At 71.0% G+C, this 17,451-nt stretch carries 14 protein-coding genes; 4 read left to right on the top strand and 10 right to left on the bottom strand.

Annotated elements, in window-relative coordinates:
• Positions 1 to 99 precede the first annotated feature (99 nt).
• The 3 genes from G7071_RS18090 to G7071_RS18100 all read left to right on the top strand — a co-directional run bounded on the left by G7071_RS18090 (position 100) and on the right by G7071_RS18100 (position 3,063).
• On the top strand, positions 100 to 729 hold the full coding sequence (locus G7071_RS18090) for a TetR/AcrR family transcriptional regulator (protein ID WP_246210154.1): 630 nt from the start codon (positions 100 to 102) through the stop codon (positions 727 to 729).
• Positions 730 to 833: 104 nt separating this feature from the next.
• The gene (locus G7071_RS18095; protein ID WP_166320751.1) at positions 834 to 2,381 is read left to right on the top strand and encodes a DHA2 family efflux MFS transporter permease subunit; all 1,548 of its coding nucleotides are present in this window, start codon (positions 834 to 836) and stop codon (positions 2,379 to 2,381) included.
• Positions 2,382 to 2,436: 55 nt separating this feature from the next.
• On the top strand, positions 2,437 to 3,063 hold the full coding sequence (locus tag G7071_RS18100; protein WP_206062845.1) for an alpha/beta hydrolase: 627 nt from the start codon (positions 2,437 to 2,439) through the stop codon (positions 3,061 to 3,063).
• Positions 3,064 to 3,082: 19 nt separating this feature from the next.
• Here the strand turns inward: G7071_RS18100 and G7071_RS18105 are convergent, their stop codons facing one another.
• From G7071_RS18105 to G7071_RS18115, 3 genes are read right to left on the bottom strand one after another with little or no spacing between them, the layout of a single operon-like run.
• Positions 3,083 to 4,075 carry a uroporphyrinogen decarboxylase/cobalamine-independent methonine synthase family protein gene (locus G7071_RS18105; RefSeq protein ID WP_246210165.1) on the bottom strand — a complete coding sequence of 331 codons (993 nt, stop codon included), beginning with the start codon at positions 4,073 to 4,075 and terminating at the stop codon, positions 3,083 to 3,085.
• Positions 4,072 to 5,265 carry a tRNA 2-thiouridine(34) synthase MnmA gene (gene mnmA / locus G7071_RS18110; RefSeq protein WP_166320753.1) on the bottom strand — a complete coding sequence of 398 codons (1,194 nt, stop codon included), beginning with the start codon at positions 5,263 to 5,265 and terminating at the stop codon, positions 4,072 to 4,074. The genes G7071_RS18105 and mnmA overlap by 4 nt, the downstream gene beginning before the upstream one ends.
• A complete protein-coding gene (locus G7071_RS18115) occupies positions 5,265 to 6,455 on the bottom strand; it encodes a cysteine desulfurase family protein (protein ID WP_206062846.1) in 1,191 nt (396 codons plus the stop codon). Before G7071_RS18115 ends, mnmA begins: the two co-directional genes overlap by 1 nt.
• 92 nt (positions 6,456 to 6,547) lie before the next feature.
• On the opposite strand from G7071_RS18115, the gene G7071_RS18120 reads away from it, so the two are divergent.
• The gene (locus G7071_RS18120; RefSeq protein ID WP_166320754.1) at positions 6,548 to 7,813 is read left to right on the top strand and encodes a hypothetical protein; all 1,266 of its coding nucleotides are present in this window, start codon (positions 6,548 to 6,550) and stop codon (positions 7,811 to 7,813) included.
• Between the two features lie 10 nt (positions 7,814 to 7,823).
• On the opposite strand, the gene proB is transcribed toward G7071_RS18120, so the two are convergent.
• The 7 genes from proB to G7071_RS18155 all read right to left on the bottom strand — a co-directional run bounded on the left by proB (position 7,824) and on the right by G7071_RS18155 (position 17,443).
• A complete protein-coding gene (gene proB, locus G7071_RS18125) occupies positions 7,824 to 8,942 on the bottom strand; it encodes a glutamate 5-kinase (protein WP_206062847.1) in 1,119 nt (372 codons plus the stop codon).
• On the bottom strand, positions 8,939 to 10,495 hold the full coding sequence (obgE, locus tag G7071_RS18130) for a GTPase ObgE (RefSeq protein ID WP_166320755.1): 1,557 nt from the start codon (positions 10,493 to 10,495) through the stop codon (positions 8,939 to 8,941). The genes proB and obgE overlap by 4 nt, the downstream gene beginning before the upstream one ends.
• 99 nt (positions 10,496 to 10,594) lie before the next feature.
• The gene (gene rpmA, locus G7071_RS18135; protein ID WP_166320756.1) at positions 10,595 to 10,849 is read right to left on the bottom strand and encodes a 50S ribosomal protein L27; all 255 of its coding nucleotides are present in this window, start codon (positions 10,847 to 10,849) and stop codon (positions 10,595 to 10,597) included.
• A 41-nt stretch (positions 10,850 to 10,890) separates the two neighbouring features.
• The gene (gene rplU, locus G7071_RS18140; protein WP_166320757.1) at positions 10,891 to 11,202 is read right to left on the bottom strand and encodes a 50S ribosomal protein L21; all 312 of its coding nucleotides are present in this window, start codon (positions 11,200 to 11,202) and stop codon (positions 10,891 to 10,893) included.
• 160 nt (positions 11,203 to 11,362) lie between these two features.
• On the bottom strand, positions 11,363 to 14,536 hold the full coding sequence (locus G7071_RS18145) for an Rne/Rng family ribonuclease (protein ID WP_166320758.1): 3,174 nt from the start codon (positions 14,534 to 14,536) through the stop codon (positions 11,363 to 11,365).
• Between the two features lie 364 nt (positions 14,537 to 14,900).
• Entirely contained in the window at positions 14,901 to 15,614 is a 714-nt protein-coding gene (locus G7071_RS18150; RefSeq protein ID WP_166320759.1) for a TIGR03936 family radical SAM-associated protein, read from the bottom strand.
• Between the two features lie 80 nt (positions 15,615 to 15,694).
• Positions 15,695 to 17,443 (bottom strand): arabinofuranosyltransferase, encoded by a 1,749-nt coding sequence (locus G7071_RS18155; protein ID WP_166320760.1) that lies wholly within the window; start codon positions 17,441 to 17,443, stop codon positions 15,695 to 15,697.
• Between the last annotated feature and the right edge of the window lie 8 nt (positions 17,444 to 17,451).

The following is a 17,451-nucleotide window of genomic DNA, read 5'->3' on the forward strand; positions in this document are numbered from 1 at the left end:
ACCGACGATCGCGGTGGCGGCCGCAGGTCATGCATGAAACGGACTTGTTCCATCGCCCTCGGGGGCGTACGGTTCGGTGGAACGAAACAGTTTCGTTTCATGAAGGGAACCATCATGACCTCGCCCACCGAGGCCCCGAGCGCCCGACCGCGCGTGGAGGGCGATCGCGAGCGCGAGATCCTCGAAGCCACGCTCGATGTCCTCGCGGACGTCGGTTATGACCGGTTGACCATGGACGCAGTGGCGTCGGCGGCCAAGGCGAGCAAGGCCACGCTCTATCGGCGTTGGTCGAGCAAGCAGGCGCTGGTCGTTGACGCGGTGTGCTCACAGAAGGCATCCGGTGCACTTCCGGACACCGGGAGCCTGCGCGAGGACCTCTTCACGCTGCACTGCGAGCTGGGCGGCTTCCGCGACGCGCGCACCTTGTCCGTCCTCGCCGCCGTGGTCACCGCGATGGCTCGCGACGCGGAGTTCGCGGAGACCTACCGGCGCGACTTCATCGGGCCCAAGATCGCGGCGGCGCGGGCGATCTTCGACCGCGCCAAGGCTCGCGGGGAGATCGCCGAGGGCGTCGACGTCGAGCTCCTGGCCCCCGCCCTGCCGGGCATCGTGCTGCACCGCGTGTTCCTCCTCGGCGAGGAGGCGACCCCCGACCTGATCGCCCAGGTGATCGACCAGATCATCCTTCCGGCCACGGGCTGTCCGCATCTGCCGACAGCCTCCTCCTGACCCCCGCCCCACTCATCGCTCGACACACACTCCCAAGGACTCCTCATGACCGACACCGCCCGGGCCACCGACGAGGTGACCCCGAGCAGCACAAGAAGCTGCGCATGGCGCTCGTGCTCATCTCGCTGGCGCAGCTGATGGTGGTGCTCGACTCCACCATCGCCAACATCGCCCTCCCCTTCATCGGCAACGACCTCGACATCGCCGACGCCAACCTCTCCTGGATCGTGACCGGCTATGCCCTGACCTTCGGCGGCTTCCTGCTGCTCGGCGGCCGGCTGGCCGACCTCTACGGCCGTCGTCGCGTCTTCATCATCGGCGTCCTCGTCTTCGCCCTCGCCTCGCTGATCGGTGGCGTCGCGCAGAACGAGTTCATGCTGCTCGCGGCGCGCGCCCTCCAGGGCACGGGCGCCGCCATGGCCTCCCCCGCCGCGCTGGCGCTGATCACCACCACGTTCCCGGCCGGCAAGGAGCGCAACCGCGCCTTCGCGGTCTATGCCGCCATGGCCGGGGTCGGGGCCGCGGTCGGCCTGCTCCTCGGCGGCTGGCTGACCGGTCTCGACTACCCGCTCGGCATCGCGGGCTGGCGCTACACGTTCCTGATCGTGGTGCCCATCGGGCTGGCGGCCGCCATCATGGCCCCGCGCTACTTCGACGAGTCGGAGCGCCACACCGGCTGGCTCGACATCCCGGGCGCGATCACCGGCACCGGCGGCCTGCTCGCCATCGTCTACGGCCTCTCCCGGGCAGGCGACGCGAGGCACGGCTGGACCGACACCACGACGATCATCAGCCTCCTCGGGGGCGTCGCCCTGCTCGGGGTCTTCCTGCTCGTCGAGTCGCGCGTCGAGCACCCGCTCATGCCGTTCCGGATCTTCCGCAACAAGAACCGGGCCGCGGCCTTCGCGGTCATGATGATCACCCCGGCTGCGATGTTCGCGATGTTCTTCTTCCTCTCGCTGTTCATCCAGAACGTCGTGGGCTACACCCCGATGCGGACGGGTGTGGCGTTCCTGCCGTTCTCGATCGCGATGATCATCTCCGCCACGGCCGCCTCCAAGCTGATCAGCCACGTCGACCCGCGCTACCTCTCCGGGATCGGCACCCTGCTGTCGGCGACCGCCCTCTACGGCTTCAGCCGCATCACCGTGCCGGAGGACCCGGCCTCGATCCTGGGCAGCAGCCCGGCCAACCCCCTCGGGGGAGGCGTGGACTACTGGACCCAGCTCCTGCCGTTCATCGTGCTGATGGCGTTCGGGATGGGGCTCAACTTCGTGCCGCTCACCCTCGTCGCCGTGCACCACCTGCGGCTCGAGGATACCGGCATCGGGTCCGGGGTGCTCAACACGATGCAGCAGGTCGGCGGCGCCGTCGGCCTCGCGACACTCAGCACCGTCTCCTTGCACTTCACCCAGGACCGCGCTGCCGAGCTCGCCCCGACGCTCGCCGCCGCGGCGCCCGGGCTCGACCAGGAAGCCCTGACCGGGCTGGCGAGCCTCGGCGCGTTCACCGACGGCGCGACGATGGCCTTCTTCACCGGCGCGCTGATGATGCTGGCCGCCTCGACGATCGTGTGGCTCTTCCTCGACGTCAAGCACGAGGAGCTCGCCACCGACGGTCCCGAGGGCCCCACAGGCGCCGGCGTCCATTGATCGACGTATGCCGAGTGCAACCCATCCACCAGCCCGACCGTGACGAAGGATGAGTGTGCCCTCCCCGACCCTGAGCTCCTACGGCGGACCGACGAGCCCCGACGCGCTCGTCCTGATGCTCCACGGCGGCCGGCCCCACTCGCAGGAGCCGGTCGGTGGCCGGAGCGCGTCCTGGCTGCGATCGGCCTGGATGGCCCGCTCCATCGCCGGTGACCTCGGCCGGGCAGGGGTCGGGGTGTCGCTGCTCCGCTATCGCCAGCGTGGGTGGAACGGCGGAGCCGGGGCGACCGCGGACGCACGCTGGGCGCTGGACGAGCTGCGGGCAGCCCACGGCGGTGTGCCGGTCGTCGTCCTCGGGCACTCGATGGGTGCGCGGGTCGCCGTACACGTCGCCGACGACCCGTCGGTCGTGGGTGTCGTGGGGCTCGCGCCGTGGTGGTCGGCCCAGGACCCGGTGCGCACGCTGGCCGGGCGCTCACTGGTCGCCGCCCACGGCCGGGCAGACCGGATCACCTCGTTCACCGAGACCGAGCGCTACGTCCGGCGCGCCCGAACCGTCGCCACCAGCGCGGAGCTGGTCGACATGGGCCGGCTGGGCCACTACCTCCTCGGCGAGGCAGGTCGGTGGAACGGCGTCGCCGTCGACTCCTCGCTGCAGGCGCTCGGCATCAGCGTCGGCTGAGCTCCCCCGGGGCAGCCGCTCAGGTCAGGTTGGCGGCTGTGCTGCGGGCCAGCGTCAGGGCGGTCCGCGACCAGTCACGCGTGGCGCCAGCGAGACCACAGGCGGGAGCGATCACGAGCCTGTTCCCCACCTCGCCGGCGTCGAGGCCGAGCATGTCGAGCCAGCGCAGCACGCGCTCGGTGAGGACCGCATCGGTCGGTATGGCGACGGGGTCGGTCGACGGCACCACCCCGAGCCCGACGACCAGCCCGTCGTCCAGCGCCTGAGCCAGGGCGTCGAGGTCGGCCGGGCCGAGCAGGTCGTGGTCGACGAGCAGCCCTCGGGCCCCGGCACCTGCGAGCATGCCCCAGGGAACGCCCGGTGCGCACGAGTGGACCCAGGGCTCCGCACCGGCTTCGCTGATGGCTCCGAGGACCGTCTCGAGGGCGGCCGAGGCCTCGGGCGGATGGACGGTGCGATGCCGGCCGAAGCCGGAGGCGGTCGGGACCGCGGCGTTCATCACCGCTGGCAGCATGGGTTCGTCCACCTGGACGACCAGGCGCTCGACGCCGGGAAGCCGGCGGCGGAGGTCGGCCACGTGCGTGCGCAGCCCCTCGGCCAGGGCCTGCGTCAGCTCGCGTCGCGCTCCGTGGTCGGAGAGCACCTTGTCACCGCGCGGCTTCTCCACCGTCGCGGCGAGCGTCCACGGTCCGGCCACCTGGGTCTTGAAGATACCGGTCCGTCCCTGCGCCTGCTCCTCCACCTGGTCGAGGTCCTGGGCCAGCAGCGACCGGGCCCGTCGGTGGTCGACTCCCGAGGCGTCGGTCAGGCGCCAGCCGGCCGGCTGCAGGTCGATGCCCAGGCCGTCGACGACCGCCAGGGCGCGCCCGATCATGCCGGCAGCGACCCCACGACCGGGGACCTCGGGCACGAACGGCAGGTCCGGCAGCTCCCCGAGGGCGACGCGGACGGCCTCGGCGTAGTCACGGTCGTCGTCGCCGGGCATCGATCCGATGCCGGTGGCCAGGCTCACGTGGCGACCCGCTGCAGGGTCTGGGCCAGCGCGTGGCTGCGACCGGTGCCACTGATGGTGGCCGACCCGACGACCCTGCTGCCGTCATAGATCACGGCGGCCTGTCCGGGCGCGATGCCCTCGGCCGGCTCGAGCAGCTCGATCTCGACGGAGCCGCTCCCTGATCCGTCCGAGGCCACGCCCATGGGTGCACCTTCGGATGACGCTCCGGCGGGTCGTACGGCGACGACCGCCCGGTGCTCCGCTCCGTGGGCCCGCAGCTGGACCGTCACCGCGGGACCGTCGAGGACCTCGGGCACGGTGCCGCACCAGCGGGGCCGGATGCCGGTGATCCGGTCGATCTGCAGCCCGGCGCGCGGTCCGACCGAGACCGTCCCGGAGACAGGTTCGATGTCGAGCACGAACCGCGGCTTGCCGTCGGGGGCAGGCACCCCGAGCCGCAGCCCGCGCCGCTGCCCGATGGTGAAGCCGACCGTGCCCTCGTGGTGTCCGAGCACCTCACCCGTCGCGGAGTCGACGATGTCGCCGCCGGTATTGGGGTTGCGGTCGCCCAGCTTCTCCCGCAGCCAGCCTGCGTTGTCACCGTCGGCGATGAAGCAGATGTCGTGGGAGTCGGGCTTGTCGGCGACCAGCAGGCCCCGATCGGCTGCTTCGCGGCGTACGACGTCCTTGGTGGTGTCACCCAGCGGGAAGAGCGAGTGCGCAAGCTGCTCCTGGGTCAGGACACCGAGGACGTAGGACTGGTCCTTGGCGTGGTCGAGGGCGCGGTGCATCTCGATCATCCCGTCGTCACCGGTGCGGAGCTGGGCGTAGTGCCCCGTGGCGACCGCGTCGAAGCCGAGCGCCATCCCCCGGTCCAGCACCGCCGCGAACTTGATCTTCTCGTTGCAGCGCAGGCACGGGTTGGGGGTCCTGCCGGCGGCGTACTCGGCCATGAAGTCCTCGACGACCTCCTCGTGGAAGGCGTCGGAGAGGTCCCAGACATAGAACGGGATGCCGATCACGTCGGCGGCCCGGCGTGCGTCGTTGCTGTCCTCGATCGTGCAGCAGCCGCGGGCGCCGGTGCGGTAGGACTTCGGGTTGCGCGACAGCGCGAGGTGGATGCCGGTGACGTCGTGACCGGCCGCGACCGCGCGCGCGGCAGCAACGGCCGAGTCGACCCCGCCCGACATGGCGGCCAGGACCTTCATCAGCGCACGCCCGCCTTGGCCGCGCGGGCGCGCTCGACCACGGGACCGATCGCCTCGACCAACGCGTCGACGTCGGCCTCCGTGGAGGTGTGGCCGAGCGAGAAACGCAGCGAGTGACGTGCCTGGTCGGGGTCACAACCCATCGCCAGCAGGACGTGGGACGGCTGCGGCACGCCGGCGCTGCAGGCTGAACCCGTCGAACACTCGATGCCCCGGGCATCGAGCAGCATCAGCAGCGAGTCGCCCTCGCAACCGGGAAACCCCAGGTGGGCGTTGCCCGGAAGACGATCCACCGGGTGTCCGTGGAGGTGTGCATCGGGGACGACCTCGATCACTCGCCGCACCAGCTGGTCGCGCAGTGAGCCGATCCGCTCGGCGTGCTCGGCCTGCGTCTTGACGGATGCCTCCACGGCCGCCGCCAGCCCGGCGATCGCCGGCGGGTCGAGGGTGCCGCTGCGGATGTCGCGCTCCTGCCCACCGCCGTGGACCAGCGCCGAGACCTGCAGGTCACGGCGGACGACGAGAGCACCGACCCCATAGGGACCGCCCACCTTGTGACCGGTCAGGCTCAGCGCGTCGACGCCGGACGCGGCGAAGTCGACGGGTACGGCGCCGATGGCCTGCACCGCGTCGGTGTGGACCGGGATGCCGTGCTCGGCTGCCAGGGCGACGACCTCGTCGAGCGGTTGGAGAGTGCCGACCTCGTTGTTGGCCCACATGACCGAGATCAGGGCCACCGACGCAGGGTCACGCTCGATCGCCGTCCGGAGCGCGTCGACCTGCAGCCGGGCTTGTGCGTCCACTCCGATCAGCTCCACCTCGGCGTCCTCCGCCTCGGCGAGCCAGACCAGCGGGTCGAGGACGGCGTGGTGCTCGATCGCGGACGCGAGGATGCGGACCCGGCGGGGGTCCTCGGCACGACGGGCCCAGAAGATCCCCTTGAGCGCCAGGTTGTCCGACTCGGTCCCGCCCGCCGTGAAGACGACGTCGGCGGGCCTGGCCCCCAGGGCGCGGGCGATGGTCTCGCGAGACTCCTCCACGACCCGACGGGCGCCTCGGCCCGAGGCGTGCAGCGAGTTGGCGTTGCCGACCTGCGCCAGCCGCTGGGTGAGCGCCTCGATCGCGGCGGGGAGCATCGGCGTCGTCGCGGCGTGGTCGAGGTAGACGGGCGGCCCGGGTGGCATGGTCATGACTGCCCAAGCCTACGCGGGGGCAGGTCCCCGTCTCCCATCGTCTCGGCCGTCTCGACACTGTGCGTCGTCCTTGCCCGTACGCTGGACCCATGCGGTCGGGGGCGAGGGTGGGGATCGTCGCGTCCCTCCTCACGGCACTGTCCTGCGCCGCCTGCACGTTGGTGAGCGACCCGCCGCCTGCCCGCCCGGCCCCGCCTGAGCCCCTGAGCCCGAGCCAGTTCCGAGACGCCGCCCTCGACATCGTCGAGCGACGCGACGCGGCGCTGCGAGGAGGCGATCGCGACGACTTCCTGTCGACCGTGGACGACGATGCGCTCCAGTTCGTGGCCACCCAGGCTCGCTGGTTCGACAACCTGGCAGCGATGCCCGTCACCGACGTGCGCCTGGCGCCCGTGGGCCGGCGCGCCACCGACGCCGCGCCGGAGGACGGCGAGCTCCGCATGCCGGTCGACTTCACCATGCGCCTCGACGGCTACGAGCAACGCAGCGTGACGCAGCGCCTGCTCTACACCTTCAGCGAGGACGAGGGCGTGGTGGCGCTCGTCAACGATCGCGATGCCGGACGCGACCGTCGTGCGGGGTGGATCCCGGATCCCTGGGACCTCGACCACGTCGTCGTGCGCGAGAGCGGCTCGATCCTGGCCTTGTTCGACGAGGACACCGCCCTCTATGCAGATGCCGTCATGCTCGACCTCGAGGCCTCGCGCGAGACGGTCCTCGCAGCCGTGCCGGACTGGTCCGGACAGCTGGTGGCCTACGACGTCTCCGACCTCACCGGCCTGGAGAGGCGCACCCCCATGCAGGTCTTCGAGACCGGTGGCGTGGCCTACCCCGTCCCGGTGCGCCCCGGCTCCGACGAGGTCGCTGCCGTCCGCTTCATCGTCAATCCGGACGTGGCACACAACGGCCTGCAGCGCGAGTTCCTGCTTCGCCACGAGGTGGCCCACGTGGCGCTGGGCACCAAGGACGCGGCGAGTCCCACGTGGCTGGTGGAGGGTGCCGCCGAATACGTCTCCCGCACCCACTACAGCGCCGAGCAACGACGACGCATGGCGGCCTACGTCGTGGCACGCCTCGGCACGGCCGTCCCCGCCCTGGCCAACGGAGTCGACTTCTACGCCGTTCCCGAGCTCAGCTATGAGCTGGCAGCCGCCGCGTGCACCTATCTCGCCGCGACCCGCGGTCCTGAGAGCCTGTGGGACCTGATGGACGCGTTCACCGCCGAGCGCCCCCGCCTCGGGCAGGCGGGACCCCTCACGGCGGCCCAGGTCGACGCAGTCCTCCGGCGCGAGATCGGTCTCGACAACGCCGGGCTGGCCCGGGCCGCCGCCGTGTGGGCGGTCGGGGGTTCCTGAGCGGGACGACTCAGAGGACGACGAGGTCGTCGCGGTGCACGACCTCGCGCTCGTATGCCGACCCCAGCTCGCGCTTCAGGTCCTGGCTCGATCGTCCGAGCAGCCCCGGCAGCTCGTCGGCATCGAAGTTCACCAGGCCCCGCGCCACCTCGACCCCTGCCGGGTCGACGAGCGAGACCGGGTCGCCGGCGTCGAAGGCGCCGGTGACGCCCGTGATCCCCGCTGCGAGGAGGGAGGCTCGGCGCTCGGCAACGGCCCTGACTGCGCCGGGATCGAGGACGAGGGAGCCCTTGGGCTCGCTGGCGTGCGCGAGCCAGAGCAGCCGGGTCGGGCGGCGCTTGCCGGTCGGCCAGAAGACCGTGCCGACCTCGTCGCCCGCGAGCGCGGCCCCGGACTGTTCGGCGGAGGTGAGGATCACGGGGATCCCGGCGCCGGTGGCGATCCGGGCTGCGTCCAGCTTGGTCGCCATCCCCCCGGTGCCCAGGCCGGCGGCGCCCGTGGACCCGATCCGGACGGCCGCCAGGTCGGCCTCCGAGCGCACCGCCGGGACCAGCCGTGTGCCGGGGCTCGACGGCGGGCCGTCATAGAGCCCGTCGACGTCGGAGAGGAGGAGGAGCAGGTCGGCGTGGACCAGGTGCGCGACGAGCGCTGCCAGCCGGTCGTTGTCGCCGAAGCGGATCTCGGAGGTGGCGACGGTGTCGTTCTCGTTGACGATCGGGAGCACGCCGAGCTCGAGCAGCTTGGCGAACGTCTGGTAGGCGTTGCGGTAGTGGGCCCGCCGGATGACGTCGTCGACAGTGAGCAGCACCTGACCGGTGACGAGACCGTGCCGGTCGAACTCCTCCTGGTAGCGGTGGGCCAGCAGCCCCTGCCCGACGGACGCAGCAGCCTGCTGGGCGGCGAGCGAGCGCGGACGCTTGGTCAGCCCCAGCGGCGAGAGTCCGGCCGCGATCGCTCCCGAGGACACGAGCACCACCTCGGCGCCGCTTGCCCGAGTGGTGGCCAGCACGTCGACGAGGCGGCGGACGCGCTCCGGATCGATCCCGCCGGAGGCCGAGGTGAGCGACGACGAGCCGACCTTGACCACGATCCGGCGCGACCGACCCACCAGGTCGGTGCGGTCGCTCACTCCTCGCCGTCCCGGTCGGGGTCGTCCTTCGAGCCGATCTCGTAGGACATCGGGCCGATGCCCGAGCTGTTGGTCTGCTTGGGCGCTGCCTTGCCGGACCTGTCGATGCGGCGCGCGACGTCGGCGCGGGTCTCGTTCTCCGACCGCTCCGGCATCTGCTCCTGGATGTCGCGGCGGCGGGTCGCGGAGGGCCGCTCCTCACGCAACCGCTCGTCCTCGCCACGCCGACCGAGCATCTCGGCGCCGGCCTCGACGCTGGGCTTGAAGTCGAACACGACCGCGTTGCCCTCCTGGCCGATGATCACCGCGTCGCCCTCCTGGGCGCCCAGCTTGACCAGCCGGTCCTCGATGCCGATCCGGTTGAGCCGGTCGGCCAGGAAGCCCACTGCCTCCTCGTTGCTGAAGTCGGTCTGACGCACCCAGCGCTCCGGCTTGGGACCGCGCACGCGCCACCCCTCGGGGGACTCGGTGATCTCGAACTCGCCACCGCCGTCGACGGCGGTGGGGCGCAGCACGATCCGGGTGGCCTCGACGACAGGGACCGCCGCCCGGGCCTGCGCGACGATGTCGGCCATCGCATAGGTCAGGGCTTGGAGCCCCTCACCGGAGGCAGCACTGACGGCGAAGACCCGCATCCCACGCTCGGCCAGGTCGTCGCGGACCATGTCGGCGATCTGGCTGCCGTCGGGGACGTCGACCTTGTTCAGGGCCACCAGGCGCGGCCGGTCCTCGAGCCCGCCATACCTGCTCAGCTCGTTCTCGATCACGTCGAGGTCGTCGAGCGGGTTGCGTCCGGGCTCGATGGTGGCCGTGTCGACGACATGGACGAGCGCGGCGCACCGCTCGATGTGACGCAGGAAGTCGTGGCCGAGACCGCGCCCGTCGGCTGCACCCTCGATCAGGCCGGGCACGTCGGCGACGGTGAAGGTGACCTCACCGGCTCGGACGACGCCCAGGTTGGGAACCAGCGTGGTGAACGGGTAGTCGGCGATCTTGGGCCGGGCTCGCGACATCGCCGCGATCAGCGAGGACTTGCCGGCGCTCGGGAAGCCGACGAGGCCGACGTCTGCCACGACCTTGAGCTCGAGGCGGACATCGATCTCGTCGCCCGGCTCGCCGAGCAGGGCGAAACCGGGAGCCTTGCGCTTGCTGCTCGCCAGGGCAGCATTGCCCAGGCCGCCGCGCCCGCCCTGGGCGATCACCATCTCGGTGCCGGCTCCGACCATGTCACCGAGCACCTCGCCGTCGAGACGCTTGACCAGCGTGCCGTCGGGAACGGGAAGGATCAGGTCGGCACCGTGACCACCGTTGCGGTGCGCGCCGGCTCCGTGCCCCCCGTGCTCGGCCTTGCGGTGGTTGCCGTGGTGGAAGTCGATCAGCGTGGTGACGTCGGGGTCCACGCGCAGGATCACCGAGCCGCCGGGGCCGCCGTTGCCGCCGTCGGGACCGCCGAGAGGCTTGAACTTCTCCCGGTGGACCGACGCGACACCGTTGCCTCCTCGGCCGGCGCTGATGTGCAGCGTGACCTGGTCGACGAAGGTGGGTACTGCCATGGGAGGTCCTTAGGAAGAAGAAGAAATGGCACGAAGGGCGCCCCCAGAAGTCTAGGGACGCCCTTCGTCGAAGTATGTGTGCGTGACGTGAGGCTCAGGTCACTCGCCAGGCACGATGTTGACGACCTTGCGGCCGCGCTTGGTGCCGAACTCCACGGCACCGGCGATCAGCGCGAAGAGCGTGTCGTCGCCGCCCCGCCCGACACCCGAACCCGGGTGGAAGTGGGTGCCACGCTGACGCACGATGATCTCGCCGGCGTTGACCGCCTGGCCACCGAAGCGCTTCACACCGAGGCGCTGGCTGTTTGAGTCGCGGCCGTTCTTGGTGGACGCGGCGCCCTTCTTGTGTGCCATGAGTTCAGTCCTTCTCGCAGTGCCGGGGTCTGAGCGGACGCTCAGAGGGAGATGTCGGTGACCTTGACCTGGGTGTACTTCTGGCGGTGACCCTGGCGCTTCTTGTAGCCGGTCTTGTTCTTGTACTTCTGGATGATGATCTTGGGGCCCTTGGTCGCCCCCAGGATCTCCACGGTCACGGCGGCCTTGTCGAGACCGGTCGCGGTGACCTTCTCGCCGTCGACGACCATGAGCACGGGGAGAGACAGGGTGCTGCCGACCGTGTTGGCCTTCAGGTCCATCTTGTCGATCTCGATGACGTCGCCAACAGCAACCTTCTGCTGCTTGCTGCCACTGCGCACGACTGCGTACACGGCGGACTCACTCTCCTCAGGTCCAAGCGGTTGCCACTGGCTGGCACGGTGAAATCAGGTAAAAAGACTGGTGGTACGCCGAGGCGCACAAGGAGCGACTTTACGGCGAGGGAGGCGACTGGGTCAAAACGTCGACCCAGGAGCCGGTTCGCGACGCCGATCAGCGCTTGCGCGCGCCCCTCTTCTTGATCGGCACGTGCTCCACGTGGGGGGTGTCGTCGGCAGAGCCGGCGTGGTCGAGGCCGAGCTCTCCCTGCGCGCTTGCCGGCAGGCCGGCGGTGCTGTCGGGCTGAGCGCCTGCACCGTCGACCGACGCCGGGACGACCGGCGGACCAGCGGGGCGGGTCGCCGAACGACGGCGCGTGCGGGTCACGACTCGCGGCTTCTCCGGCTCCGCCGGCGCCACCGGCCCAGCAGCCCCCGCGGCTCCTTTGGGCGACTCCTCGACCGGGACCTCCTCGGCGGGCACCTCCTCGGCCGGCACGACGTCGGCTGCCGCAGCAGGCGTCTCGGTCGACTGAGCGGGCGGTGGGGACTCCGGTGACGCTTCCTCGACGAGGACGTCGACGGACGGCGTGTCCTTCGTGGTCGGCTCGTCAGGGGTCGCCGGCGCTCCCGGGGTCTCGACCTCGGGCGCGGTGTCCGCAGGCTTCTCCGAACGCGGCATGGCCGCCACGTCGGCCGGCGACGGAGTCGCCGCCGAGCCACCGGATGGCGAGGGTGAGCCGCCGTCGCCGCGCCCACGGCCTCGGCTGCGTCGACCACCGCCACTGCGACGGTCGTCGTCGTCCTCGCCCTTGGGCTCCACGGGCTCGGCAGTCACGACGACTCCGCGGCCCTGGCAGTGCTGGCAGTCGGTGCTGAAGGCCTCCAGCAGGCCGGTGCCGATGCGCTTGCGGGTCATCTGGACCAGGCCCAGCGAGGTGACCTCGGCCACCTGGTGGCGGGTGCGGTCCCGTCCGAGGCACTCCACCAGTCGACGAACGACCAGGTCTCGGTTGGACTCCAGCACCATGTCGATGAAGTCGACGACGATGATGCCGCCGATGTCACGCAGGCGGAGCTGGCGAACGATCTCCTCGGCCGCCTCGAGGTTGTTCTTGGTGACCGTCTCCTCGAGGTTGCCGCCGGAGCCGGTGAACTTGCCGGTGTTGACGTCGACGACGGTCATCGCCTCGGTGCGGTCGATGACCAGCGAGCCACCCGAGGGCAGCCAGACCTTGCGGTCGAGTCCCTTGGCGATCTGCTCCTCGATGCGGTGCGCGGCGAAGACGTCCTTGCCGCTGGCCCGACCTTCGGTGGCGGGCTCGAACTTCTCGAGCCGGTCCTGCAGGTCGGGGGCGACCTGGGCGACGTAGTCCTGGACGGTGCTCCACGCGTCGTCGCCCTCGATGACGAGCTTGGCGAAGTCCTCGGTGAAGAGGTCGCGCACGACCTTGAGGGTCAGGTCGGGCTCGCCGTACAGCAGCTGCGGGGCGCCACCCTTGGTCTTGGCCTCGATGGCCTCCCAGCGTGCCTTGAGCCGCTCCACGTCCTGCGTGAGCTCCTCCTCGCTGGCCCCCTCGGCAGCGGTGCGCACGATCACGCCCGCCGTGTCCGGGACGATCTCCTTGAGCAGCGACTTGAGGCGGTTGCGCTCGGTGTCGGGCAGCTTGCGCGAGATCCCGCTGGTGGTGCCGTCGGGCACGTAGACCAGGAACCGACCGGCCAGGCTGACCTGGGAGGTGAGTCGGGCGCCCTTGTGGCCGACCGGGTCCTTGGTGACCTGGACGAGGATCGGCTGACCGCTCGAGAGGACCGACTCGATCTTGCGGGCCTGTCCGTCCTTGTGGCCGAGCGCGGCCCAGTTGACCTCACCGGCATAGAGCACCGCGTTGCGGCCCTTGCCGATGTCGATGAAGGCGGCCTCCATCGAGGGAAGGACGTTCTGCACGCGGCCGAGGTAGACGTTGCCGATCAGCGAGGTCTGGGACTCGCGGGCGACGTAGTGCTCGACGAGCACCTTGTCCTCCAGGACGGCGATCTGGGTCAGGTCCTTGCGCTGGCGGATCACCATCACCCGGTCGACGGCCTCACGGCGGGCGAGGAACTCGGCCTCGCTGACGATGGGGGCGCGGCGTCGCCCGGCTTCACGGCCGTCGCGACGCCGCTGCTTCTTGGCCTCCAGCCGAGTGGATCCGGCGATGGCGGTGATCTGGTCCTCTGCCGCACGCCGGCTGCGGACGCGGGTCACCGTGTTGGCGTCGTCCTCGCCCTCGTCGGCACCGTCCTCGCCCGTACGGCGACGGCGGCGGCGACGACGTGAGGTGCCCTCGCCGGCCTCGCCCTGCTCGCCGTCCGTCTCGGTCGCAGCGTCGTCGGTCTGGTCCTCGGCGTCCGACTCGTTGTCGGTCTCCCCCGAGCCATCGCCCTGGGAGTCCCCACCCTTGCGACGGCGACGCCCACCACGTCGGCGGCGACGGCGTGCCGGGCCGGTGCCGTCGCTGGCTTCGCCGGCGTCGCCATCCTCGTCGGACTCGTCGGACTCGTCGGACTCGTCGGTCTCGTCGCTCACCTGAGCCGGCGGGTCGCCCGCGTCCGGCGTCGCTGTCGCCGACTTCTTGGTGGCCGACTTCTTGGCCGGCTTCTTCTTCGCAGGCTTGGGCGTCTCTTCGGCCGTCTCGACGGTCGTCTCGTCAGTGTTCTCGTCGGTGCTCTCGTCGGTCGTCTCGTCGGCGACCGGTTCGACCGCGGCGGTCTTGGCCGCCGGACGCCGGCGGCGCGTGGTCACGGCAGGCGGCTGGAAGAGCGGGACGGGAGCGCCGGTCGGGGGCGCGTCCGCTGCCTCGGAGCCGTCGGGCTCGACGGCAGTCGCGGACGTGGCGTCGGTCGGCACGTCGACCGTCGCGGCCTTCTTGGCGGTGCGCCGGGATGCGGTCTTCTTCGCGACAGGCTTGTCGGTCGATGCCTCGTCGGCGCTCGGCCTGGCCGCTGCCTTCTTGGCGGTGGCCCTCTTGGCGGCAGCCTTCTTGGCAGGCGGAGCCGGCTCGCCGTCGACCGCCTCGTCGGGTGTCGACGCTGGCTTCTCGGCCGCGGCCTTCTTGGCGGTCGACCGCGTCCGCGTGGTCTTCTTCACCACAGGCGCCGCTGGCGCCTCGGCAGGCGCGGCCTCGCTGGGCTCAGCCGTCGGCGCGGCAGCCGCGGCGGGCTCTGCAGTGGCCTCGGTGGTGGGCGCCGTCGCGGTCTTGCGTGCGGCCGTCTTGCGCGTCGTCCTCTTCACGACGGGGGCGGTGGCTGCCGGGGACTCCGCGGCGCTGCCCTGGTCCTGGGTCTCGTTCGGGTTGTCGTCGAGCATGTCGCTCTCCTCGCCGGCGCCGGATCAGCTCCGGGGCCGTGTCGGCGCCTCGAGACCCGGGAGGATGCTCGGACGCAAAGCCTTCGTGTGGCGGCGACACCCTCCGCGTGTGCGTCACCTGATGCGTGTCGGCCACCGTTCCGCGGTCGCTGGGCTGTGCGTGTGCATCCCTGTCACTGATGCACGAGCCGCGTCGCGGAACTGGTGTCGACCTTCATCCGGTGTGCCTGACCTTGAGGGGGCCAGGCGAGAACGTCGTCGGCTCGGCGTGCCTGGCGGACCAACCACGTCGAACGTGGCGAGTATCGCACACCTGCCCGGTGATCCCGGCACCGTGAGAATCGTCGGCGCGGGTCGGCATACGTCAGACGAGCGGGTCGCCGATCTCGCCGGACTCCTCGAGCGGACCTTGCGCAAGCCTGGTCATGAGGGGCGCCTGCCCCAGGGCCGTGCCGGAGACGGCCGTCAGGGCAGTGAGCACGTCGTCGGGGCGTACGGCGGGCACACCGTGGCGCAGCACCAGCTCCAGCGCCGTCCCCTCCCGCTGCTGGGACGCCGCCACGGACAGCGACAGCACGGCCGCGCGGGCGTCGAACTCGCGCAGGCCCTTCTTGGTCATCCGCTCCACCAGCACCTCGTCGGCGGTCAGGAACATCGAGACGGCTGTCGTCACGGCCGTCGGGGGCGTGGAGACGTCGATGCGCCACCGGCTGGCCTCGAGCCGGTCGGCGAGCGACCCGCCGGGCGACTCGACCACGTCGAGCACGTCGAGGCCGGGCGGCAGCGCCTCGTCGAGCAAGGTGTGGACCTCGGCCGGGACCAGCACCTGCGCCAGCGCGATCTCGAGGTATTCGGCCTCGCTGGCCGAGCCCGTGGGGGCGGCGCCGGCATAGGAGATCCGAGGGTGGGGGTTGAAGCCCGAGGAGTAGGCCATCGGGATGCGCGCACGGAACACGGCGCGCTCGAAGGCGCGGCTGAAGTCGCGGTGGCTGGTGAAGCGGAGACGACCGCGCTTGGCGTAGCGCACACGAAGGCGCTGCACCGGGGGCGGTTGCTGGGGTGGGTCCTTGCGTGCCATGGCGGCTCAGGCTAGCTGCGGGCCGGCGCAGTCACGCGCGCGGCCCGATGGTGGCCGTGGAGCGCCCACGCATCGGCGAGTCAGCTCGGCCTCCGCACGGCGACCGCAACGGACCAGTCCGGGCGGTCCACCACGTGCCAGTCAGCGCTGGAGAACTGTGCGGGGTTGAACTCGGCATCCCACATGGCCCACCTCTTGCCGTCCTGCACCTTGCCCAGCACAAAGACGTCGATCGGGCCGAACGCGGTGTCCCGGGTGGCATCGGAGAACTCGTCCTGAGAGCTGATCGTCGTGAGCCGGCGCAGTTCCGCCATCCGGTCGTCGAAACGCACCAAGGTGCCCGCCGACGTCCGATCCACTCCCATGTAGGCACGCCAGGGCAGGAACGAGAAGAGCCGTTCGTCGCCGGCCAAGGTGTGCGGCCGGGCGTCCTTCCCCACCACCGTGCTGACCTCCCGGCGGATCTCCTCCACCGGGAGGCACGGAACCTCGGGGAGAGCCCCGATGTACTTCGGATAGGTGCAGTCCGGCAGCGGCTCCATGTGGGCCATGGACGCGTAGTTGCGTGCCTCATCGGGCCCGATCACGGGCCGCGGTCGCCACTCCTGCCAGTAGGTGAAGCCGCCGAACAGCAGGACCAGAGCAGTAAGCACGAGTCCAAGCCCGCGCGCCTCCTCTCGAAGGTCGCCCCTGTCCAATGCCCAGGAGAGCAGCAGTGACAGCACCAGGATGCCCGCCGCCGCCAGGAGGTATCCGTTGAGGCGAGCCACGTAGAAGAACATCGTCGTGTGCCCCGTCAAGACGAAGCGCACACCGAACACCAGCCAGAATATGTATCCGCCCGCCACGAGATGGAGGAGCGGCCGGGCCCACTGCGCTGTGGCACGGACCAGGAAAAGGCCGACGAGCCCGATCAGCTGCAGCGTCCCGATGAACCCGGACGTCAAGAAGGGGAAGCTCGAGTCGGTGATCTCCGGCGTCACGAAGAGGTCGCTCACGGCCTGCCCGGCGTCCCGGGTCAAGAGAGCCCAGCCGAACGGCACGACGTAGGGGGACGCCACGACAAGGGCGACGAGGATCGTCGCCAGCACGTGGCGCAGGTAGCCTCGTCGGTCTTCGGAGCGCCGCCAGCCGGCGAACATCACCAGGAGCAGCCCGAACGCTCCGAAGGTGAGCCACCCGTGGTAGGTCAGCACGAGCAGGCCCCCGATCACCCCCGCTGGGAGCCAGTGCAGGCGCAAGCGGACCGACTCGGTGAACGTGGCGACGGCCCATGGCGCGAACACCACCAGCACTGCAACCGCGAACGGCTTGAGCGGCACGCCATAGACGGGCAGCACGATGATCGAGCAGAGCAGGGCGACCGGTCCCCCGACCAGCCGTCGCCACATCAGGTAGCCGAGCACCAGCGAGAAGGAGATCAGCAGCACCTCGGCCGGCCCGACGAGGCGCCACGCAGGGTAGTCCAGGACGGCAGAGGCGCGGCCAATCAGCCAAGGGAAGAGCGGTGGGTACTCAGAAGGCAGGTCGTCCACGAACGTGTCGCTCGACCACATGGAGACTGAGTACTTGGTCGCGGACGCCGTCGTCCGGCCGTTGTCGCTCTGCAACCCGGCAAAGCCGAACGGCGTTCCGGTGAGTGCGACCTGAAGGGCGAACGCGACCCAGGCCCCCGAGACACCGGCGGCGACTGCGCTGGCCATTTCCTCGGCGCGCCAAGACGCGGTCGCCCAGCCCCCGGCCACGACCAGCACCGCGAGCACGGCCACCGGGAGGAACGCCCCCTGCTCGGTCATGGGGTCGAGGTCCAGCTGTCGTGCCAGCAGCATGGCGAGGG

Source organism: Nocardioides piscis (genome assembly GCF_011300215.1).
Classification (GTDB): domain Bacteria; phylum Actinomycetota; class Actinomycetes; order Propionibacteriales; family Nocardioidaceae; genus Nocardioides; species Nocardioides piscis.